Genomic DNA, 21,974 nt, shown 5'->3' with positions numbered 1-21,974 from the left:
CAGAATAATGCCGCATCAATTGCTGAATAACTTTCTCAACTTCATAAAAGAACACCTGCTGTTCGATCCCTCTCAGAAAATTCTGCTCGCTGTCAGCGGCGGGGTCGACTCCATGGTAATGGCCTGCTTGTTCAAAGAAGCTGGCCTCCCGGCAGGTATCGCACACTGTAACTTCCAACTCCGCGATGAAGAATCCGTCAGAGACGAAACCTTCGTCAAAGAACTGGCCGCTAAGCTCGAACTACCCCTCCATGAAGTACGCTTCGACACTACAGAATATGCAGCTACCCATAAAGTGTCGATCCAGATTGCTGCCCGGGAACTCCGGTACCAATGGCTGGAAGAAATCCGTGCAACTAACGGTTACGCCTATATTGCCACCGCCCATCATCTGCAGGACAGCGTGGAAACAGCCCTCATGAATTTCGTGAAAGGCACTGGCATCGCCGGTTTGCATGGCATTCTCCCCAAAACAGATAAGATCATCCGCCCGCTGCTGTTTGCAGAAAAAGATACGCTTATTGCCTGGGCGGTACGCCGACAGCTTTCCTATGTGGAAGACAGCTCCAATGCAACGGATAAGTATACACGTAATTTCTTCCGTCATCATGTGATTCCCGTTATGCAGGAAAGCATGCCTGCTGCCGTGAAAAATATGGCGGCAAGTATAGAGAAAATGAAAGAGGCGGAAATCCTTTACCAGGAAGCATTACAGCGTCATCGCAAAGCGTTGCTGTCAAAATCCGGCGACAATTGGATGATCCCCGTACTGAAAATGAAAAAGGCGGTTCCCCTGCAAACCATTGCCTGGGAAATATTCCGGGAGTTCGGTTGCTCTTCCGCTCAGTTACCACAGGTACTTGGATTGCTCGACAGCGAGTCAGGCAAATTCGTGGAAACAGCGACCCATCGCATTATTCGTAACAGGGCATGGCTGCTGATTACAGCGCTGCAGGAAGACAATGCCCCAGTTATTGTAATCAGCGAAGACCAGGGCCATGTGCATTTTGCAGGCGGACAACTGCAACTTCGCCTGCAAGAACCCAACGGTACCATCCCACAATCCGCCGATATCGCCTGGATGGACGCCTCACAGGTGCATTTTCCTGTCATTTTGCGAAAGTGGAAACAAGGCGATTATTTCTATCCACTGGGTATGCGCAAGAAAAAGAAACTGAGCAGATTCTTTATCGATCAGAAACTATCGCTGCCTGAAAAAGAACAGGTATGGGTACTGGAGTCGCAGAAGAGAATTATCTGGGTCATTGGAATGAGAATAGATGACAGGGTCAAAATGCTGCCGTCTACTGAAAAAATACTTTCTATACAACGCACCAAATAAAAAAAGGGGAAAGACTCACTATTGAAGTCTTTCCCCTTTTTCCTTTTATCAGTATCCTATCTTCCGAAGGAAACTACAGACTGGATGAACATCTGCAACAGTTCCGGACGAAGGAATATCGGGGCTACAAACCCAAATATCGCGCCCCAGATATGTGCATCATGCCCAATATTATCCATTCCTTTTTTAGACATGTAACTGGAGTAAATAAGAAATAAAATAGCATACACCACTGCCGGAATTCCAATCGCAAAATAGAGATAGATTTTTTCCCATGGCGCCATCAGGATATTGCTGAAAAGCACCGCTGAAACCGCACCACTGGCGCCAATAGCCACATAGTTGCTGTCATTCTGATGTTTGAAGTAAGCAGGAATGTTACCTGCAATAATTCCCAGCAGATAAAACAACACATAGCCCAGTTTGGTGCCAGTCAGGGCATAAAGCAGGAATTCTGTATTCTTACCAAAGAAATACAACGTCAGCATATTAAAAAAGAGATGACCATAATCGCCATGCAGGAATCCCGCTGTAATAAAGCGATACCATTGGTTATGACGTTTTACCATATACGGCTGCATGCTCATTTTATCCCATTGGGAATGATTGCTGAATGCAGTAATAGAGACCGCACAAGTAATAATAATCAGTATCAGGGTAGTAGACATAGACCTTCCGGGTTATTAGACAAATGTAATTATTGATGATGATATTTTTCACGGTTCAATACCGTATAGGCACGATATAATTGCTCCGTGAAGATGAGTCGCACCAATTGATGCGGAAACGTAAGAGGAGAGAGGGACATCGTCATTTGTGCCCTTTGGAGCACCGATTGATCAATCCCAAAAGCGCCGCCGATCAGGATCACGAGCTGACGGGTGCCTGCATTTGTCCGCTGCTGGATGAAATCCGAGAACTGTACAGTAGTCATCATTTTGCCCTTTTCATCCAGTGCCAGCAGATAATCCGTTGGCTGAAGCATATCCAGAATGATTTTCGCTTCCTGTTTTTTCAACTCCGGCACAGATAAACTGGCTGCCTGTTTCACCGTTGGTATCAGTTTTACCTCGAAGTCCACATAATGCTGTAATCGTTTCTGAAATACCGCCATCCCATCCCTGATATAGGGATCATGCTCTTTTCCTATGCTCCAGAGTTGTACCTTCACTTGTTAAATTTATTTAATGATGATGGTAAAAGTACGTGTAAATCAGAAAATTACAGAAAAAATTTGCCTGGAAATTTGGTAGATTGAAAAAATAATCTACCTTTGCATTCCCATCACAAATGGAATGGCTGCGTAGCTCAACTGAATAGAGCATCTGACTACGGATCAGAAGGTTTCAGGTTTGAATCCTGACGCGGTCACAACAAAGAGTTGCTTCGATATGAGGCAACTCTTTTTTTATGTCCTTGAAGCATTACTTCTCTCCAAATTTCCTAATAGCAGGGTTTAATGCGATCTTTCGCAATGTTGTAGTAAATAATAATTTTCGGAAGACACGTATCTCCCGAAACACAACTGTTATTCTTCCTCCACCATTAATTTACAGGTAAAAATAGAAAGCAACAACTGCTTGAATGCAGGATAATATTTTACATTTTTTTGCGCCCCCAAACTTTATGGAAATTCCGCTCGTATATGAAAGGTATTCGATTATTATTTGATTGTTGAATTTTCCAAAGACATATACTGAGCAAGAGCTGGTGCTACTACTGAAGCATCGGAACCAGGTAGCATTTCAATACCTGTATGATAATTATTCCGCTGCTTTAAACGGAGTCATCATGAGTATTGTTATAGACGCAACTGTGTCAGGAGATGTTTTGCAGGAAGTATTTATGAAGATATGGAAACAGATCGATCATTATGATGTTTCGCGGGGAAGGCTATTCACCTGGATGCACAATATTGCGAGGAGTACAGCTATTGATATGGTCCGTAGTAAGGCATGGCAGCATAGCAGAACCAATAAATCCCTGACCGATAATGACATTCAACTACCGGATAAAGCGCAGCAGCAGCAAGAGGATTTGGGGTTGCGAAAAATGGTGAAAGTCTTAAAACCAGAGTATCGGGCTGTGGTGGAATTATCCTACTTCGAAGGGTATAAACAGGAAGAAATAGCGAAGATAGTAGGCATCCCTTTGGGTACAGTCAAAACCAGACTCAGAGCAGCCTTGTTGCAATTAAGAAAAGAGATTAATTTTTAAAGTGGATATACAGGCATACATAGAAAGCGGTATCATTGAGAGCTATGTATTGGGCATAGCCGATGCACAGGAGGTGGCTGAACTCGAAGGTCTCCGCCGGGACCATCCTGAAATCGCAGCTGCTATCAGTGAATGCGAAAGGTGGCTGTATAAGACCGCCGGTTCGCAGGCCATTCCTGCTGCCGATAATATCAGAGAAAGCATATTTTCTAGCTTAGAAAATGAAATGACCTCCTCTGATTCGCTGCCGCTCCAACCATCCGTTCTATCTCCCAAACGTAATAAACCGGTCTTTCGATACCTTGCAGCAGCTTCACTGGCGTTACTGATCGTCAGTGCAGGCGCTAATATTTACTTGTATTATCAATATAAACAGGTCGCTAAAGGATACATAGCGCTGCTGACTGATCAACATAAAATGCTGGCGGAAAACCAGGTGTATCAAACCCGATTATCCGCCATGTATCGGGATATTCAACAAATGTCTGATTCATCGGTACAGAAAATATTGATGAGGGGAGTACCTGGAAAAGAAAGCAACCTCATAACCGTATACTGGAATGTTAAAACAAAAGATGTATATCTGTTGGCAAACAGGTTGCCTAAAGCGCCAGAAGGTAGGCAATACCAGTTATGGGCCATTGTGAATGGAAAACCTGTTGATGCAGGCATGTTGACAAATGACGAAGGCGTTATTATGCAGTTAAAGTCCGTTAAGGATGCACAAGCATTTGCAGTAACATTAGAAAATGCTGGTGGAAGTGCTACTCCAACCCTTGACCAGATGTATGTTTTTGGTAAGATAAACTCATGAGAAGAATGTTTTCCTAATTGTCAGTTGCAGTAGTTAAAGCCGTTTCTACAGTTAAGTAGAAGCGGCTTTTTTTATGAGATGTTACGGTGAAATTTTTTTTTGAAAATTAATACCTACCCAAACTTTTCATTAAAACTACCCGTATATGAAACGCTGATCACAATTATCATTTCTTTAAGCCGGCTTAACCCAGACAGCATGTTTCAGCAATTGAAAAGATCCATGTAATCAAATTGAATTGTTATGAATCACATGAAAACAAATTTGCCAGACACTGGCAATACAGGGGATGTACTGCCCGCTAATCACCTGGGGCGCCGGAAATTTCTATCCTACTTAGGGATGGTTGGTGGCGGTGCTGCTGTGCTGGCAGCATGCAGGAAAGACAAGAACAACAATGGAGCTCCTCCCGGTAGTATTGATTTAGGTTCAGGAGATATTGGGGTACTCAATTATGCTTATGCATTGGAACAATTAGAAGCAGCCTTTTATACGCAGGTCATCTCTACTCCGTATAGTGGCATTAGCAGTGCAGAGCAGTCATTGTTAACCGATATACGGGATCATGAAATAGCCCATCGCGAGTTTTATAAAGCAGTGTTGGGTGCAAAGGCGATACCTAGTCTGCAGGTAAATTTTTCTTCTATCAATTTTAGTAGCAGAGACAATGTACTCGCTACTGCCAAGGCTTTCGAAGATCTGGGAGTGTCCGCATATAATGGAGCTGGACAATTATTAACGAATGCTGATTATCTCCTGCTGGCGGGAAAAATTGTATCTGTGGAAGCCCGTCATGCCGCCTATTTAAGGGACCTGATTTCCAATGGCTCATTTGCTGATAACACTGCGGTGGATGCCAATGGTCTGGATTTAATAAACAAACCCATTGATGTACTGAATACAGCTAAAACATATCTGCAGTCTACATTATATGGTGGAAACCTGCCTGTAAAATGATATTTCTTCATCTATAAATAAACAGACAATGCATCTTCAAAATATAATGGATGAAATAGAAAAGACAGATCCAGAAGTTTATGAGCGACTGGATACACGCAGAAATGCCATGCAGCAATTTGCTACGCTGGGAGGTCGAATCGCCCTTGCTGCATTGCCTTTTGCTTTAGGAGGAATGTTTAAACGTGCATATGGGCAGAGTACAAGTACCATATTGAATGTACTTAATTATGCATTAACGCTGGAATACCTGGAAGCCGAATTTTATACAACCGGGGCCGCTTCTGGCATAGTACCGGCAGGAACCCCGGCTGTAGCAGCTATCAACACGATCAGGGATCATGAAAATGAGCATGTCGCATTTTTGAAATCCACGATCAGCTCTCTGGGAGGAATGCCTGTTTCGAAGCCTACTTTTGATTTTACTGCCAAAGGTACATTTAGCAATGTTTTTACGAATTACGATACATTCCTGGCAGTGGCACAAACCTTTGAAGATACGGGTGTGAGAGCCTATAAAGGAAGAGCGGCGGAATTATTGGGCAATAGCGTCGTGTTGTCGGCTGCGCTTCGCATCCATTCTGTTGAAGCGCGTCATGCTTCTCATATCCGTCAGATGCGCAGTGCCAGAGGGGCGATTGTAAAACCCTGGATTACCGGAAATGATACGGGAGGAATAGGAAGCGCGGTACAAGCAAATTATAATGGAGAGGAACTCACTATCCAGGCGGGAGTGAATATCGCTCAATTTGTGAGTATAAATGCCGCCAGCGAAAGTTTTGACGAGCCATTAACAGCGAGTCAGGTACAGGCGCTGGTGAGTCCATTTATTGTATAAAATATTTCCTGAAAATTAAATATTAATCAACATGAAAAAAGTATTGAATCTGATGATAGCCGCACTGCCATTGATGACAGTGGGTTTCAGTGAACTGCAGGCAGCGCCTGCAAATAGGATCTCCTCACATATTATGATGAGGGACTGGATGAAATCGACCAATGGTACATGGCCCGGCATGAAAGACGGGAAAACCTACTGGTACAAATTGGATAAACACGGTGGTTTGTGGTGGAGCACAGACGGGCAAAAATGGGAAGCTGTGAAAGATGGCGCCTGGGCTGATAAAGATGGGAAATGGTTGAAAATCCATGATAAAAAGTTGGTGTGGAGCACGGATGGAAAAACCTGGTCAGAAGTGCCGGATTGGAAATGGGAAGCTTCAGATGGAAAATGGTATAAGTTTGATAGCAACTGGGGCCTTTGGGTGAACAGTTAATAGAATAATTGGTTAATTTAGTGCTGGCGTGTCATCTTCCCTGGAAGATGACACGCTGTTTTTTTGCATGTACATTAAAAAATATGCAGCAGACTAAATTGTGCAACTAACTGTTATGAATATACTACAAGAAGAAACACATCATATTGCCGAGGTACAGGCATTGGTAACGGCCGCATTTGGCCGTACAGAAGAAGCCGACCTGGTTGCTGCATTGCGCGGCAGTCAGGCATTTGTACCGGAGTTGTCGCTGGTGGCAACGGAAGGAGAGGAGGTGACCGGACATATTTTGTTTACCCGTTGTAGTATTGGGAGTTCTACATTGCCGGTATTGGCACTGGCGCCTGTAGCCGTTTTGCCGGATCATCAAAATAAAGGAATAGGGAAAGCCCTTATCAACGCAGGGCTAAGCAAAGCCAGAGAGCTGGGTTTTAAAGCTGTGATTGTACTCGGCCATGCAGCCTACTATCCAATTTTTGGATTTTTGCCGGCTGATAAATGGCAGATCAGCGCACCTTTTGAAGTGCCTGCTGAAAGTTTCATGGCCCTGGAATTAGTACCAGGCGCGCTGGAACATACAACAGGAGTGGTCCATTATGCTCCTGAATTTGGTATCGGATAAATATTGCACACCGGATTAAAAAATGTTTACACGGTTTAAATGTAGGTCTGTGGCTAGTTTGGGGTGTTTTGTTTTCTTCGTATAGGGGTTCCCGGTAGTGACAATTTGTAAAAATGTTTGAAAAAAATTTGTCAAATTAAAAACAAACCCTACATTTGCATCCCGTTTGACACGGTACGGCTGCGTAGCTCAACTGAATAGAGCATCTGACTACGGATCAGAAGGTTTCAGGTTTGAATCCTGACGCGGTCACTACAAAAATGCTGCACCAACTGCAGCATTTTTTTTCAAAAGCTCTTTATCTGACGAAGATTATTCAATCATAATTAATTGAAAATAAATTTGTTAGATTGAAATAATTTTTTACCTTTGTCCTCCTTTCAATAGGAAATGGCTGCGTAGCTCAACTGAATAGAGCATCTGACTACGGATCAGAAGGTTTCAGGTTTGAATCCTGACGCGGTCACCACAAAAAAATGCTGCACCAGTTGCAGCATTTTTTTTCAAAAGTTCTTCAACTAATTATTTTTTTTCAATTGTAATGATTTGAAAATAATAAGATTAGATCGGAAGAAATATTACCTTTTATCCCCTTCAATAGGGAGAGAATGGCTTCGTAGCTCAACTGAATAGAGCATCTGACTACGGATCAGAAGGTTTCTGGTTTGAATCCAGACGAGGTCACCACATACTGGCTGCGTAGCTCAACTGAATAGAGCATTTGACTACGGATCAAAAGGTTTCAGGTTTGAATCCTGACGCGGTCACCACACAAAAGCGGGTTACTTTACAAAAAGTAACCCGCTTCCTTTTTATACGCCTTCTCAATAAAGGCTAGTTTGGCTTAATAGCAATACTCATCGCCTCCGCACGTTTGGTGCCATCCGTTAAATTAATCGGATTACTGTTAATCCAGTATTTCGCTTTTGTAAGACCATTATTAGGGTCTTCAAGTCCTGCCACATAAATATTACCACTGAATACAGCAATATCATTTGCCCTCGCTTCAATGGTTTCACATGGTAAAGCCACTATCGAGTTGTTAATCCAATATTTCGCACCGGCAGACCAGGTGTAACCAGCACAATAAGGAACGCCATTGTATACATAAATGCCGGTGGCTATCCTTCCCGCATCTGGATTGAATACCCCTCCGGGCAAAATTACCTTCACACCGTTTTTCCAATATGCCGCCCTGTTTCCAAAATCATATCCGCAGATATATATATCAGCGCCTATAACTGCAATACTTAGTGCCATTCCAGGAGTGTCAGATAAATAGCTAAGTACGCCATTCTTCCAAATAACAGGCTTTGAATCCACTGTCCCCACCACATATACATTGGTGCCATTCACCGCAATATCTTTTGCACTAGAACTGATAGTAGACCCGCCCGTAGTGAGTTGTACCTGTATTCCATTTTTCCAGTAAACAGGTCGGTTAGACAAAACATTCCCCAGATCATCACTGCCAGCAACGTACACATCGCCATTGAAAACAGTAATACCGTTGGCGATGGCTGTGTAACCAGTCTTGACAAGCGTAGTAGGTACTCCATTCTTCCAGTAAATGGCATTATCACTTTTCGTACCCACAATGTGTACATCCGATCCGGAAAGCGCTATCGCCACTGCATATTCGCCACCAGGCAATGAGTATGGAACGCCGTTTACCCAATACTTTGCACGCGGAGATAAATGAACACTGTCTTCCCATCCAGCCACATAAACATCAGGATCATTTAATGGACCCAACTTTTCCAGCTTGGCATTATTGCCAATGGGATGTAATGCATCTTTTTGATTTGATTTACTACAGCTGCTTAATAAAAATAGGATAGAGGCCAGTATAAATAACTGGAAACAAGGTTTTAAGTGGGTTGTCATCATTCAAATTTTTATGGTGAAAAATGCTACAGCGGAAATGCTGATCCCATTAATTTACATGGGCCGCATGCAGAACCCCCGCGGTGGAGCATATACCGCCAATGGCATCCTATTAATTTTTTCACTAGAAAAATTCGATAAAGATCACCCTGTTAACCTGCAAAATCATTAAGCATATCCAGAGAAGGAACAAAAAACAAACTACCTGTAGTGGCAATACTAAAATCCAGAATACGATCGGAATTCCCTACAGGATTACCTATAAACATATTGCGGAGCATCTTCTCTACCGTTGTAAAAGTGCTGGCATAACAAATAAAATATGTGCCCATTTCATTCGTGGCTACATTGCCGAAAGGCATGTTATCTCTCACTATCTTTAAATCGTCCCCAACATTGGCGAGTGCAATATGCGCGTTCTTCGGTTTGACATCATCACTCATTTCAATGTCATGCGTCCTGGAACGACCAATTACTTTTTCCTGTTCCTCCACAGAAAGCGATTTCCATGCATCCAGATCATGCAAATACTTTTGAACAAACTGATAGCTCCCACCTTTATAGGCAGGGTCCTGCTCTCCAATCACTGCAAAATAATCACGATCCGTTCCATGCGGGTTTTCGGTACCATCCACAAATCCCAGGATAGAGCGACTGTCCCAATACCTAAATCCCTGCACTTCCACCACACAATAAGCTATCTCATTCATACAATCTGCTATGATGGAACTCATATCAAAAGCAAAACTCTTTACATCAGAACGGATATGAAAATGGAGATCGCCTTTCGTGGCTACAGCGGTATGTTTGCCGCCAGTTATAGCTTCAAAGTTTTTCAATTCCTTTGGCAAAGGCTTAGGCAACTCCAGTTGCAACCATGCATCATAACCAATGCCCACCACGCAACTGGCCTTTGATTCAGGAAAACGATCGAGCGCAGAATTATTGAGATTGATCACCAACGCACATAACCGCTGGAAGACGGGCTTGATCTGGGCTGTAGTCAATCCTTCTTTGAAGTTCCATACCAGAAAGTAAGTATTGTTGTTAGGATAATCCGTAACATTTTGCGGATTGTTCGTACTAATTGAATTTACCATGGCCATATACTGCGTTTCTTAAGATGAGTGCTGATTAAAAATACGATTTTTAGAAGTTTATAAATAATTAGTATCGTTGATAATCTTTAGGGAGACACGTATCGATCCACATAATTTCGTTTATCCAGTAGCCGCTTATTTGATATTTCACCGAAAAATTCCTTACATTTCCTCAATGAAATTGTTGTCATTCCTGTTCGCAGTCTGCCTGTACGCCAACGACACCACTGCCCAACTGAATGTGGATAGCCTGAATCAGTCGCTTTCAAATAAAAAAATGACCAGTGTGGAGAGAATCAATGCACTCAACACACTTGCTGCATATTATAATAAAGACTCTACCAACCTGGCACTCGTGATGGCCAATGAAGCCTACCTGCTTGCCCTCAAGGAAAACAACAAGAAACTCCAAGCCGCGTCTCTCTTAAACTTATCCGAAGGATATCTATATAATGATCAGTACGACCAGGCACTGAACTATGGCTATAATGCGCTCGACATCTGTCAGGCTTTGAAGAATGATAGCGCCACCGCACGTGCCCTCACCAATCTGGGCTGGATCTTCTACGATACAGAAAACAGCTATTTCTCCCTGCAATACCATATGCAGGCACATGAAATTTATAAGAAACTGGGAAACCCACGCCGCGTAGCACTCTCCATGAATGCACTTGGCCTGGTATATCTGCTGAAAGATGAATTTGAAACAGCACGTAAATATTTTGATAGTACCATCACCATTGCCCACCAATGCCACAGCGAACCTATGGTAGCTAGTGCCCTCGGCAACCGGGGGATCTGTGAAAACGAATTCGGCAAATACCAGGAAGCCCTCGCGGATTTTGAGAAAGCCCTTACCATTCTTGGCACCACAGACGTACTCGCTCATGCCGAAGTACTCAACCAAATGGCCTTCTCCCGGATCAAACTAAAAGAATATCCCCTGGCAGAAAAACTCCTGACCGACGCCAGAGCGCTGATCCATCAATCCAACTCCAATACAAGAAAAGAAAAACTACTGGATAACCTTACGAACTCGGCATTGCTTTACCAGGAACTCGGTGAATACAAAAAAGCTTTCACCGCCCTCCAGGATTACACAGAGGTGCGTAACCAGATTCTCTCCAAAAGTAAAAGCGAGGCCATTTCCGCCCTTAAAATCCAGCGGGAAGCCAAAGAGAACGAGCGACTGATCATCACCCTGGAAGCCCAGAAAGAATTACGCGCCTTCCAGCGGAATGCACTCGCAGCAGGCGTACTACTTCTTATTATTATAGGCATCCTCTATATCAGTAAGATGAACCAGAAGCGCAAAAAAGAGAAAGAACTGGAGGAAATGCGGCAGGCACTCATCAAAAGAGAACTGGAAGCGGCCATTCATGAGAAGGAATCCCTCAACAATAAACTGGAATTCCGGGACAACGACCTGAAAAACTATGCGCTCTTCATCTCCCAGAGAAATGATATGATTCGCAATTTTATCGATGAACTGACCGTAATCGATATCCATGGCGATGCCAAAAACGAAAATATCACCCGGTTCAATCGCCTCATTCATAAATTTCAACATGACCTGGACAGTAACAAAGACACCCAGGATTTTAACCTTTCCGTAAACGAAATCCACAAAGATTTCTTCTTTAACCTCCTCCAAAAGTTCCCGGACCTCACCGAAAATGAACGTCGCTTATGCGCCCAAATTCGCCTGAATCTGTCCATAAAAGACATCGCTTCACTCAATAATATCTCCGTGAAATCAGTCGAAATGGCAAGATATCGACTCCGGAAAGCCTTCAATCTGGAACACAAAGAGAACCTGTCTGATTTTTTAAAGCAATTTTAAGTAATTGATTTTTAATTAGTTAATCCCCTTGTAGAGGTCGTGTAGAGGTCTCTGTAATGCCTGTATAGAGGTGGCAAACCCCTCTGCCCTTGATTTTCCTTTCTACTTTACTTCCGGTCCCGGCGCTGCCAGATTCACGTGTGAAAAACATCAACCTATGTCACAGTGCCGGAGGGACAGTCCATGTTAATTTTTAAAAAGCAGAATTAAAAACCAAAATGCGTATGTGGAAACAACTACGGAGAAATGGAATATTACTATTCCTATTGTTTACCGGGCTAACCGTCTTTGCCCAGACACCTACCCTAAACCTGACAGGTAAGGTGACAGATGCAAAAGGCAACGCCATCCCAGGAGCCAGTATTGCCGTAAAAAATACAAGCCGGGGTACCTCTACGGATGCCAAAGGGGAATTTACCCTCGCCGCCGTTCCGGAAAATGCGACCCTCTTAGTATCAGCTATGGGATTCGCCGCCAAAGAAGTAAAACCAACCAGCAAACATCTGGCGATATCCCTGGACGAAAATGTAAAAGGCCTGGACGAAGTACTGGTGATCGGTTACGGTACCCAGAAAAAGGGAGATGTAACCGCTGCCATCGCCTCCGTAAACACCAAGAACCTTTCCAAACAGCCTGCCGGTAACATCGGTACCATGCTGCAAGGGCAGGCTCCTGGCGTGATCGTAAGCTCCGGTACAGGTAATCCTTCCGCTCAACCAGTTGTACTGGTACGTGGCCTGAACAGTATCAACAATGCCAACCCACTCTACGTGGTAGACGGTATTCCACTGGGCTATGCCTACGATATCAACCCGAACGATGTGGAATCTATCAGCATTCTGAAAGATGCATCTGCGGCCACCATCTACGGCGCCCGCGCCGCTGGCGGGGTGATCATCATCACTACCAAAAAAGGTAAATCAGGTGAACCAAGAGTAAACTTCAATTCTTTTTACTCTATTCAGCGCCTGAACAACAACCTGCCATTACTGGATAAACTGGGCATGAACAAAGTGGTACGCCAGGCTTATGCAAACGACAATACCACGCCTCCGATTTATGTACAGGACGATAGCAAATACGCTAACTCTGACTGGGTGGGCGCTTTTACTAAACAAGGCATCGAACAGAAGTACGACCTGGATGTTTCAGGGGCTTCTGAGAAACTCGCTTACCGCCTGTCTTATGGCCACTGGGAAAACTCCGGTACCATCATCAACACCGGCGCTAAAAGAGATAACGTACGCCTGAACAGCGAAATCAAACTGCTGGACAGTCGCCTGAAAATTATGCCTATCGTTGCTTACACCCGTTTCAATAATCAAAACTACAGCGATGTAGATGGCGATGGTAACGCTGGTTTCTCTCCAATCATGGAAGTATACAGAACGTTACCGCATAAACGTATCTATGATCCTAATTCCATCAATGGCTACGCAAAACCAGAAACAGAACTCGGTTCCGGTAACCCGGTAGGTGAAAGAATGCTCTGGAACGGAAGATCAATTGACGACTACCTGCAACTCAATGTGGCCGCTGATCTAAAACTCTGGTACGGATTTTCCTACAACTTCACCGTTGGTAAGAATATCGTAAACAGCTATACTTATAGTCAAACAGCTCCCTATGATTTCGGGGCACAATCCTTTGTAGAAAATCCTTCCCGCTCTGAAAGTCGCGGTAGAACCGAATACACCCTCTTTACCCATCTCCTGAATTACGAGAAACAACTGGGTAAACATAACTTCAAAGCGATGTACGGCTTCTCCCGTGAGAAGAACATCAGTCAGGGTACTATCGGCTCCGGTAACCACCTGAGCAGCCCGCTGATTGAATCGCTGTCAGGTCTGATCGTAGAAGGAAAGAGTGACTACATCCGCGTAAATGGCTGGAACTATGGCAACAACCTGCAATCCTACTTCGGACGTGCCAGCTATAACTACGATGATAAATACTTTGTACAGGGAAGCCTCCGCCGCGATGGTTCTTCCCGTTTTGGTCCATTGAACCGTTTCGGTACTTTCTACTCTTTTTCCGGCGGATGGAACATCCATAAGGAAAACTTCTTCAACATTCCATGGATCTCCGAACTGAAACCACGCGTGAGCTACGGTACCGTTGGTAACCAGAATGTGAGTAACTTCCAGTACCTGGCGAAAATCTATCTGTCTGGTTCAGATCCTTTCCTGAACTATCCATTCGGTGGAGCGCCTAGTCAGCCTGTTTATGTGGGCGCTATCGCAGCTACACTGGCTAACAATAATATCAAATGGGAACAAACCGCCACCTTCAACGCCGGTCTGAATTTCAGTCTGCTGAAAGGTAGTGTAAGCGGTAGCTTCGACTATTTCCATTCTAAAACCAGCGATATGCTGGCAGAGACGCCAATCCCTAGTTCTTCCGGTATCACTGCTATGCCACTGACCAATATCGCAGATATGGAGAACAAAGGATGGGAGTTCACGGTAACCTACCGCAGTCCTGCCGATAAAGATTTCCGTTGGGATGTAACAGCGAACCTTTCTCATAGCCGCAATAAAATTATCCGCCTGGGTTACGATGAAGGCGTAATCGCGGATGGTTTCGTAGACTTCAACAACCGCGGTACTACACTGACTAAAAAAGGTCAGCCACTGGCATCTTTCTATCTCTATAAAACAGATGGTATCTTCCAGTCACAAGCTGAAATCGATGCTTACAAAAATAAATCCGGCGAACTGATTCAACCTAACGCCAAACCAGGCGACCTGCGTTTTGTAGATACCAATGGCGACGGACAACTGGATGATAACGACAAACAACTGATGGGGAACGGTTTACCTAACCTGGATTACGGTATCACCTTTAACGCCAGCTACAAAAACTTTGACCTGATGATTTTCCTGAATGGTAAACAAGGTCAGAAAATGTATAACGGCGCTAAAATGTTCCTGTATCGTTACTACCGTTCTGCAGATCTGCTGAATGCCTGGACACCAACCAACACCAATACAAACGTTTATCGTTTGAGCAATGCAGATGAGAATGAAAACATGCGAGTATCTGATTACTTCCTGGAAGACGCTTCTTTCGTACGTCTCCGCAACCTGCAACTGGGTTACACCCTGCCGCAGAAATTAGCTACCGCTATGCACCTGGATCGCCTGAGAATTTATGCTGGCGCTTACAACCTGCTGACATTTACTAAATACACTGGCTTCGATCCGGATTTATCCAATACCGGTATTTTCAGCCGTGGCGTAGACAGAGGCTATTACCCAATGAGCCGCTCTTATGTATTCGGTCTCAATGTTGGATTCTAATCTGAAAAACTAAATTGAACTTTATGAAACTTAAAATAACAGGTCTGGTTTTCTCTGCTGTGATGTTGTTCTCTTCGTGCTCAGACAAGTTCCTGGACTTGCAGGATAAACAAAACCTCACAGAAAATACTTTCTGGACTACAAGGCAGCATGCTTTGCAGGGCATCACCGCCACCTATGCCGCGTTGCAGGGACATAACGGCGACAAATGGACATTCTTTGAAGAGGTATTTGTCACCATGGCATTCAAAGCCGATGATATCGACAACAATAAGAATGAACCTTACGGTAAGAACATGGCAGCATTTGTAAACGGTACCGACGAATCAGGTCCCTGGAACCTCTGGGCTACCTGCTATGCTGGTATTGGCCGCGCTAACCAGGTAATTGAAAAAGTGCCTGGCATTACCGTAATGACAGATAAAGAACGCAACGAAATTATTGCGGAAGCTAAATTCCTACGCGCTTACAACTATTTCATTCTGGTAAATGGATATGAACATGTGCCACTGGTACTGAAATTCGAAAAAGACCTGAATAAACTGCAGGTGCCACAAGCGCCAGCTGCCGATGTTTGGGCCCAGATAGAAAAAGATCTCACAGAAGCAGAAGGCGTATTACCTGACAGCTATTCCAGTGAATACAAAGGTCGCGCTACTAAAGGAGCTGCAAAAGCGCTACTGGCAAAAACCTACCTGTACCAGGAAAAATGGCCGCAGGCGGAAGCCAAGTTCAGAGAGATCTATGGTAAATATTCCCTGAATACCAACTACGTAGATAATTTCAACGGTACCCGTGAAAACGGCCCTGAGTCTGTGTTTGAAATACAGTTCACCGGCGATCGCTCTGTTTCTGATGAAAGACATCCTTTCAACTTTGAAGCGGCGCCTTACGCGCTGGACGGCTGGGAAATTTTCTATCCATCTGATTGGGTGGTAGCAGAAATGAAGAAAGATAAAACCGATGCAGGTGGCTATAGCGACAGGGTTTATGGTAATATCTTCTTCAATGACCCTAACTCAAAAATGTGGGATCTCGGTACGCCGGCAACACTGGTGCCTTATGCAGATGTTGCAGGTAGCCTTTCCCGCCCTGCTTACTATAATAAATATACCTATCCGAACGACAGAAGCGGCGCTTATGTAGGTTACAATATTCCGCTGATCCGCTATGCAGACGTATTGCTGATGCTGGCAGAAGCTGCCAACGAAAATGGTAAAACGGATGAAGCGATCGGTTTCATCAACGAAGTACGTGCACGTAGCCATGCGAAAGCCATTACAACAGGTAGTTTGAATAAAGATCAGCTGAGAGAGCAGATCCGTAATCACGAACGTCCTGTGGAACTGGCAGGAGAATTTGGTATCCGTTGGTTCGATATTGTTCGCTGGGGCCGCGGTAATACTGCCAAACAAGCGATCAAAACGCTGATGCAGAATCACCAGAAACCATTCGCCAACAACTTCGTAGAGGATAAGCACATTCGCTTCCCAATACCACTGAGAGAAATAAACACCAATCCGCTCCTGAAGCAGAACAATTTGTATTAAAAATCTTTGCCGGCAGGGGATTGCCTGCCGGCAAAATATTTTTTCATAAGCACGGAAATAGAGATGATGAAATACAGTATTGGATGGATAGTGGCGCTATTGTTCTTTTTAAAGACAAGCGCTCAGCAAAACCCGCAACCATGGTGTAACCCAAAGGTTCAAACCGAAAATGCCCTCGCGCCTCATGCCTGGTTTATTCCCGCAGTGTCTGAAACTGCTGCATTACAAAATGCACCTTCGCCGTTCCTGATTTCACTGGATGGTATATGGAAATTTCGCCTGGACTCCGCGCCGGCAGCACGTCCGCAGAACTTCTTCGCGGATAATTTTGATGTGAGCAACTGGAAAGATATTAAGGTGCCAGCCCACTGGCAAACAGAAGGTTTCGATCGTTTTATTTTCACAGACGTGGAATACCCGATCCCTGTAAACCCGCCATACCCGCCGGAAAACAACAATCCTATCGGTTCCTATCGCCGGAATTTCACCATTCCCGATAACTGGAAAGAAAGGAATGTTATTCTCCACTTCGGCGCAGTGAATTCATTTTTCTTCTGCTGGGTAAATGGAAAATATGTTGGGCTGGGAAAAGACAGCAAAACAGCTACCGAATTCGATATTACCCGCTTCCTGCGCAAAGGACAGAATACCGTAGCTGTACAGGTATTCCGCTTCAGCGATGCTACCTACCTGGAAGGACAGGACATGTGGAAACTAAGTGGTATCGAACGTAGCGTGCAACTCATTGCCCGACCAAAAATCGCTGTACAGGACTTCTTCGTAAAAGCAGGACTGGACAGTACTTATACCAATGGGCTCCTCAACCTGGACGTAGCATTCAACACTGCCGCTGAAGGTGGATACATACAAGCAAAACTCCTCGATGAAAAAAATACGGAGATCTGGAAACAACAACTTGCCCTCAATGGTAATGAAAAATATCATTTCACGGCAGCGGTGAGCAAAGTGAAATCCTGGAATGCAGAAAATCCGTGTCTCTATAACTTATTGATATCTTACTACGATAAAAACGGCCGACTGGTAGAAGCCATCCGTCACAAAACCGGCTTCCGAACAGTGGAAATCCGCAATGGGCTGTTGTTAGTGAATGGGGTAGCTGTAAAGATAAAAGGAGTGAACCGCCATGAACATAACATGTACACCGGCAAAGTGATCAACAAAGAAGGCATGCTGGAGGATATCAAAGTGATGAAACAATACAATATCAACGCGGTGCGCAGCAGTCACTATCCTAATAGTCCCGACTGGTACGCACTCTGCGACGAGTATGGTTTGTACATCGTGGATGAAGCAAATATTGAATGTGATGGTATGTCATTCTCCCCGTTGAAAACATTGTCCGACAAACCTGAATGGAAAGATGCGTACATGCATCGCACCCGCAGGATGTTTGAAACAGATAAAAACCATTGCTCCATCATCGTTTGGTCATTAGGCAACGAAAGCGAATTTGGTGAAAACTTCATCGCTACTTATCAATACCTGAAAGGGATAGATAATACGCGCCCTGTGCAATACGAAGCCGCTGGCAGAAATGAATACACCGACATCGTATGCCCGATGTATAAATCTCCCAGTATCATGCTGGAATATGTGAAGAGATGGAATACACGCCCTTTCATTCAATGCGAATACGCACATATGATGGGCAATGGCGGCGGTAACCTGAAAGATTACTGGGACCTGATTTACCGCCATCAGCAATTGCAAGGCGGTTTCATCTGGGACTTCTCCGATCAGACGTTTAAGAAAAAAGATAAGAACGGTCGCGATATCTGGGCCTATGGCCGGGATATGGGACAGGTAGGCCTTACCAGCGATACCAGCTATTGTGCCGATGGATTATTTGCGGCAGACAGAACTCCGCATCCGCAGGCCTTCGAATTGAAGAAAGTGATACAGCCAGCTACATTCGAAACAGTTCCCTTATCGCCGAATCAACTGCGTATCATCAATCGTTTAGACTTCACCAACCTGGATCAGTACCAGTTTTCCTGGTATATCCGCTCCAATGGTGAAACTATTGCAAAGGGACCGCTGGAAGTAGGCGCTATTGCGCCACATGGCGAAAGAACAGTGTCTTTAACACTGCCTGCTCTGAAAGCTAAGCCTGGCACAACCTACTTCCTGACAGTAGAAATGAGAACTAAAGTAGCTACAGCTGCCGTACCAGCAGATCATCTGCTGGCATGGGAACAATTTGAACTGCCATCTCCTCTACAAGAATCTACTGCGCCAGTAGTAGAAAAGAAAGTGAACATCCACAAAGAAGCAGATCAGATAATAGTTACAGGAGAAGATTTTGAACTGGCATTCAATAACCATACTGGCTGGTTATCGGCCTACACCTGGAAACAGCAGCCTATCATGCAATCCCCGCTGGAGCCGCATTTCTGGAGAGCTCCAACGGACAATGATATAGGAAACAGTCAGCAGATACGCTGTGAAGTTTGGAGAGACGCCATTCAATCAGCCCGCCTGGATTCCATGACAGTAACCCCAGAAGGTCCTTACAGCGTAACCATTCGTACCTGGCATTCCCTGCCAACAGTGAAAGCTACCTACCTGGCAGTTTACACCATTACAGGTGAAGGCGCCGTACAAGTGCAGGTGGCCATGAAAACAGGAAAAGAAACCATGCCGGAGTTACCTCGTTTTGGTATGCGTACTATCTTGCGCGGAGAATTTGATAATGTGGCATGGCTGGGCCGCGGACCTTTTGATAACTACCCCGACAGGCACACTGCGGCGGCAGTAGATCTGTATCGTATGAAAGCAGATCAGTTATTCCATCCTTACCCACGTGCTCAGGAAAGTGGCTACAGAACAGGAGTTCGATGGATGTCGCTCACCAATAACCAAGGGATTGGCCTGGTGGCAAAAGGTACGCCACAGATCTGTACCGGCGTACTGCATTTCAACATGAACCATATGGAATTCGACCGGGATGCTGCTGAAAATAATCACGGTGGCAGTATGGTCAATGAAGATCTGGTATGGTGGAACATTGATTACAAACAATCCGGTGTAGGAGGAGATAATAGCTGGGGCGCTACGCCACATGCAGAATTTATGTTGCCTTATCAGGACTATAATTATTCATTTATACTGAGTCCCGCTATAAAATAATGAATATGAGAAGATGGTTGATACTAATACTCGGACTTTCCCTGCAACAGGCAAATGCACAGCGCAGTAAATTTCCTGATGTATTAAACCTGCGCGCAGAGCCGCCAGCGGGCAAAAGCATACTGACGAATGTGTTCAGCGATATGGGGGCATGGCATGCATATGCCTTGCCTTCCAGGAAAGAAGATAACGGCGCTTTTATTGGTCCATTGGTAATGGGCATGGAAGGTAAATGGCTCTCGGGCTCCTTCTCCAGACTAGCGCTCAGTGAAAACAGGCAGGCAGTGGACTTATCGTCTGCCAAAGCTGATATCAGCTATCTCCCTGGTATGCTACAGCAAAAGTTAGAAATAAATAATCTGATCATCCTGCAGCAATTGATTTTTGTTTCAGGAAGAGAAGCCTTGCTGCATACCACTATCACCAATAAAGGAGTTAGCGCAAGAACGCTGAATATCCGCTACTATGGACAATCCAGAAAGAGCATTACAGTTGACAACGGAACGTCGTCTGTCCAATCTGCTGGCTTTGTATCTGTATTCCCATCAGGAACGGTACTGACGGCAGATAGCATCAGTTACAGCGCCAGCAATGATGGAATTGTCATCGCAGCTGGCAAAAGCTATAAACAAACACAAGTACAGGCTTACTACCCTGATTCAGTGCGTATTCCTGCTACATATGATTTTGGTAAATCTTTGCGGGAGAATGAGATTCGGTGGAATACTTATATCTCCCGCTATATCTCCGCTGCTCCGCATCTGACGGACTCACAGAAACGATTGGCCGTGAAATGTATGGTAACATTGATCACCAATTGGAGGAGCAGTGCCGGAGATATACTCCATGACGGCGTTTTCCCATCCATCAACTACCAGGGCTTCTATGGCGTCTGGAGCTGGGATAGCTGGAAACAGGCCGTTGGAATTGTGACCTTCCATCCCGAACTGGCAAAAGATAATATTCGCTCCATGTTCGATTACCAGGATGAACATGGTATGGTGGCGGATTGCATCTATGCGGATAAATCAGAGAATAACTGGCGGGATACTAAGCCGCCGCTGGCCGCATGGGGCGTTTGGGAAGTCTATCTCCAAACAAAGGATACCTCTTTTGTAAAAGAAATGTTGCCTAAACTGATCCGCTATCACGAATGGTGGTATGCCAATAGAGACCATGACCAGAATGGTTTATGCGAATATGGATCTACAGATGGCACCCGTATAGCGGCAGCATGGGAAAGTGGTATGGACAATGCAGTACGATTTGATAGCGCAGTAATGCTGAAAAACAATGAAGGCGCATGGTCGCTGGATCAGGAAAGTGTAGATCTCAATGCATACTTATACGCAGAGAAATTATATCTTGACAAGTTATTGGCCGTAGCCGGAGAAAAGGCCCGCTATAGTGCACAAGCAGCGAAACTGGCGGAACAGATCCGCAGTAAATTCTATGATGCTAAAAGAGGATACTTTTATGATCTGCGCACAGCAACTGCTACACTGGTGACAGTTGATGGTCCTGAAGGCTGGATTCCGCTGTGGACCGGTGTAGCAACCAAGGAACAAGCGGCAATGGTGTTACGGAAGATGAATGACCCTCGGAAATTCAATACCAAAGTACCGCTGCCCACACTCGCAGCCGATCATCCTGCATTTGACCCAATGAAAGGTTACTGGCGAGGACCGGTATGGTTGGATCAGGTAGCCTATGGCGCAGCAGGCTTACGCCGCTACGGATATAAAAAAGAGGCGGCGAAATTTGAAAAGCAACTCCTGGAAAATGCCGCAGGACTGCTTACAGACGGACCAATATGCGAAAACTATCATCCGCTTACCGGTAAAGGATTGAATGCGAAAAATTTCAGCTGGTCCGCAGCACATTTGTTAATGATACTGAAAAATAAATAACGT

At 44.7% G+C, this 21,974-nt stretch carries 16 protein-coding genes and 5 tRNA genes; 17 read left to right on the top strand and 4 right to left on the bottom strand.

Features of this window, described 5'->3' with window-relative positions:
• The first annotated feature begins 7 nt into the window (after window positions 1–7).
• On the top strand, window positions 8–1,342 hold the full coding sequence (tilS, locus tag CLV59_RS19890; RefSeq protein ID WP_111593813.1) for a tRNA lysidine(34) synthetase TilS: 1,335 nt from the start codon (window positions 8–10) through the stop codon (window positions 1,340–1,342).
• Window positions 1,343–1,398: 56 nt separating this feature from the next.
• Here the strand turns inward: tilS and CLV59_RS19885 are convergent, their stop codons facing one another.
• Together CLV59_RS19885 and CLV59_RS19880 are read right to left on the bottom strand one after the other, a co-directional pair.
• Entirely contained in the window at window positions 1,399–2,010 is a 612-nt protein-coding gene (locus CLV59_RS19885; protein ID WP_111593812.1) for a rhomboid family intramembrane serine protease, read from the bottom strand.
• A 29-nt stretch (window positions 2,011–2,039) separates the two neighbouring features.
• Window positions 2,040–2,513: a 23S rRNA (pseudouridine(1915)-N(3))-methyltransferase RlmH gene (locus CLV59_RS19880; RefSeq protein WP_111593811.1), complete on the bottom strand. Its 474-nt coding sequence runs from the start codon at window positions 2,511–2,513 to the stop codon at window positions 2,040–2,042.
• Between the two features lie 126 nt (window positions 2,514–2,639).
• On the opposite strand from CLV59_RS19880, the gene CLV59_RS19875 reads away from it, so the two are divergent.
• From CLV59_RS19875 to CLV59_RS19825, 11 genes are all read left to right on the top strand, one after another.
• Window positions 2,640–2,713 (top strand) — tRNA-Arg (locus CLV59_RS19875).
• A 339-nt stretch (window positions 2,714–3,052) separates the two neighbouring features.
• Entirely contained in the window at window positions 3,053–3,559 is a 507-nt protein-coding gene (locus tag CLV59_RS19870; protein ID WP_262511906.1) for an RNA polymerase sigma factor, read from the top strand.
• A gap of 1 nt (window position 3,560) precedes the next feature.
• The gene (locus CLV59_RS19865) at window positions 3,561–4,373 is read left to right on the top strand and encodes an anti-sigma factor (protein WP_111593809.1); all 813 of its coding nucleotides are present in this window, start codon (window positions 3,561–3,563) and stop codon (window positions 4,371–4,373) included.
• Window positions 4,374–4,616: 243 nt separating this feature from the next.
• Entirely contained in the window at window positions 4,617–5,330 is a 714-nt protein-coding gene (locus tag CLV59_RS19860; RefSeq protein ID WP_111593808.1) for a ferritin-like domain-containing protein, read from the top strand.
• Between the two features lie 28 nt (window positions 5,331–5,358).
• Entirely contained in the window at window positions 5,359–6,168 is an 810-nt protein-coding gene (locus tag CLV59_RS19855; protein ID WP_111593807.1) for a ferritin-like domain-containing protein, read from the top strand.
• Window positions 6,169–6,199: 31 nt separating this feature from the next.
• On the top strand, window positions 6,200–6,607 hold the full coding sequence (locus CLV59_RS19850; protein ID WP_111593806.1) for a hypothetical protein: 408 nt from the start codon (window positions 6,200–6,202) through the stop codon (window positions 6,605–6,607).
• Between the two features lie 115 nt (window positions 6,608–6,722).
• Entirely contained in the window at window positions 6,723–7,229 is a 507-nt protein-coding gene (locus tag CLV59_RS19845; RefSeq protein ID WP_111593805.1) for a GNAT family N-acetyltransferase, read from the top strand.
• A 178-nt stretch (window positions 7,230–7,407) separates the two neighbouring features.
• Window positions 7,408–7,481: transfer RNA gene (locus CLV59_RS19840), tRNA-Arg, on the top strand.
• 140 nt (window positions 7,482–7,621) lie between these two features.
• A tRNA-Arg gene (locus CLV59_RS19835) sits at window positions 7,622–7,698 on the top strand.
• A gap of 141 nt (window positions 7,699–7,839) precedes the next feature.
• Window positions 7,840–7,916: transfer RNA gene (locus CLV59_RS19830), tRNA-Arg, on the top strand.
• Between the two features lie 6 nt (window positions 7,917–7,922).
• Window positions 7,923–7,999 (top strand) — tRNA-Arg (locus CLV59_RS19825).
• 64 nt (window positions 8,000–8,063) lie between these two features.
• Here CLV59_RS19825 and CLV59_RS19820 read toward each other — a convergent pair.
• Both CLV59_RS19820 and CLV59_RS19815 read right to left on the bottom strand, forming a co-directional pair.
• Window positions 8,064–9,116 carry a hypothetical protein gene (locus tag CLV59_RS19820; protein ID WP_111593804.1) on the bottom strand — a complete coding sequence of 351 codons (1,053 nt, stop codon included), beginning with the start codon at window positions 9,114–9,116 and terminating at the stop codon, window positions 8,064–8,066.
• Window positions 9,117–9,268: 152 nt separating this feature from the next.
• Window positions 9,269–10,216 (bottom strand): Dyp-type peroxidase, encoded by a 948-nt coding sequence (locus tag CLV59_RS19815; protein WP_111593845.1) that lies wholly within the window; start codon window positions 10,214–10,216, stop codon window positions 9,269–9,271.
• Between the two features lie 175 nt (window positions 10,217–10,391).
• Here CLV59_RS19815 and CLV59_RS19810 point away from each other — a divergent pair, with 175 nt between their 5' ends.
• The 5 genes from CLV59_RS19810 (at window position 10,392) to CLV59_RS19790 (ending at window position 21,971) form a co-directional block, all read left to right on the top strand.
• A complete protein-coding gene (locus CLV59_RS19810) occupies window positions 10,392–12,059 on the top strand; it encodes a tetratricopeptide repeat protein (protein WP_111593803.1) in 1,668 nt (555 codons plus the stop codon).
• Window positions 12,060–12,283: 224 nt separating this feature from the next.
• On the top strand, window positions 12,284–15,361 hold the full coding sequence (locus CLV59_RS19805) for a SusC/RagA family TonB-linked outer membrane protein (RefSeq protein WP_170137828.1): 3,078 nt from the start codon (window positions 12,284–12,286) through the stop codon (window positions 15,359–15,361).
• A gap of 23 nt (window positions 15,362–15,384) precedes the next feature.
• Window positions 15,385–16,911: a RagB/SusD family nutrient uptake outer membrane protein gene (locus CLV59_RS19800; protein ID WP_111593801.1), complete on the top strand. Its 1,527-nt coding sequence runs from the start codon at window positions 15,385–15,387 to the stop codon at window positions 16,909–16,911.
• 66 nt (window positions 16,912–16,977) lie between these two features.
• The gene (locus CLV59_RS19795) at window positions 16,978–20,061 is read left to right on the top strand and encodes a glycoside hydrolase family 2 TIM barrel-domain containing protein (protein WP_170137827.1); all 3,084 of its coding nucleotides are present in this window, start codon (window positions 16,978–16,980) and stop codon (window positions 20,059–20,061) included.
• 5 nt (window positions 20,062–20,066) lie between these two features.
• Window positions 20,067–21,971 (top strand): MGH1-like glycoside hydrolase domain-containing protein, encoded by a 1,905-nt coding sequence (locus tag CLV59_RS19790; protein ID WP_111593844.1) that lies wholly within the window; start codon window positions 20,067–20,069, stop codon window positions 21,969–21,971.
• The last annotated feature ends 3 nt before the right edge of the window (window positions 21,972–21,974 follow it).

This window comes from Chitinophaga dinghuensis (genome assembly GCF_003259435.1).
Classification (GTDB): Bacteria; Bacteroidota; Bacteroidia; order Chitinophagales; family Chitinophagaceae; genus Chitinophaga; species Chitinophaga dinghuensis.
Note: the sequence above shows the minus strand (reverse complement) of the source record. Positions and strands in the feature narration are given on the sequence as shown.

Coding starts and splice junctions, on each gene's coding strand:
- CLV59_RS19815 (WP_111593845.1), bottom strand. CDS start 10,216: ATGGTAAATTCAATTAGTACGAACAATCCGCAAAATGTTACGGATTAT.
- tilS (WP_111593813.1), top strand. CDS start 8: ATGCCGCATCAATTGCTGAATAACTTTCTCAACTTCATAAAAGAACAC.
- CLV59_RS19795 (WP_170137827.1), top strand. CDS start 16,978: ATGAAATACAGTATTGGATGGATAGTGGCGCTATTGTTCTTTTTAAAG.
- CLV59_RS19860 (WP_111593808.1), top strand. CDS start 4,617: ATGAATCACATGAAAACAAATTTGCCAGACACTGGCAATACAGGGGAT.
- CLV59_RS19855 (WP_111593807.1), top strand. CDS start 5,359: ATGCATCTTCAAAATATAATGGATGAAATAGAAAAGACAGATCCAGAA.
- CLV59_RS19820 (WP_111593804.1), bottom strand. CDS start 9,116: ATGACAACCCACTTAAAACCTTGTTTCCAGTTATTTATACTGGCCTCT.
- CLV59_RS19790 (WP_111593844.1), top strand. CDS start 20,067: ATGAGAAGATGGTTGATACTAATACTCGGACTTTCCCTGCAACAGGCA.
- CLV59_RS19850 (WP_111593806.1), top strand. CDS start 6,200: ATGAAAAAAGTATTGAATCTGATGATAGCCGCACTGCCATTGATGACA.
- CLV59_RS19885 (WP_111593812.1), bottom strand. CDS start 2,010: ATGTCTACTACCCTGATACTGATTATTATTACTTGTGCGGTCTCTATT.
- CLV59_RS19810 (WP_111593803.1), top strand. CDS start 10,392: ATGAAATTGTTGTCATTCCTGTTCGCAGTCTGCCTGTACGCCAACGAC.
- CLV59_RS19800 (WP_111593801.1), top strand. CDS start 15,385: ATGAAACTTAAAATAACAGGTCTGGTTTTCTCTGCTGTGATGTTGTTC.
- CLV59_RS19845 (WP_111593805.1), top strand. CDS start 6,723: ATGAATATACTACAAGAAGAAACACATCATATTGCCGAGGTACAGGCA.
- CLV59_RS19805 (WP_170137828.1), top strand. CDS start 12,284: ATGTGGAAACAACTACGGAGAAATGGAATATTACTATTCCTATTGTTT.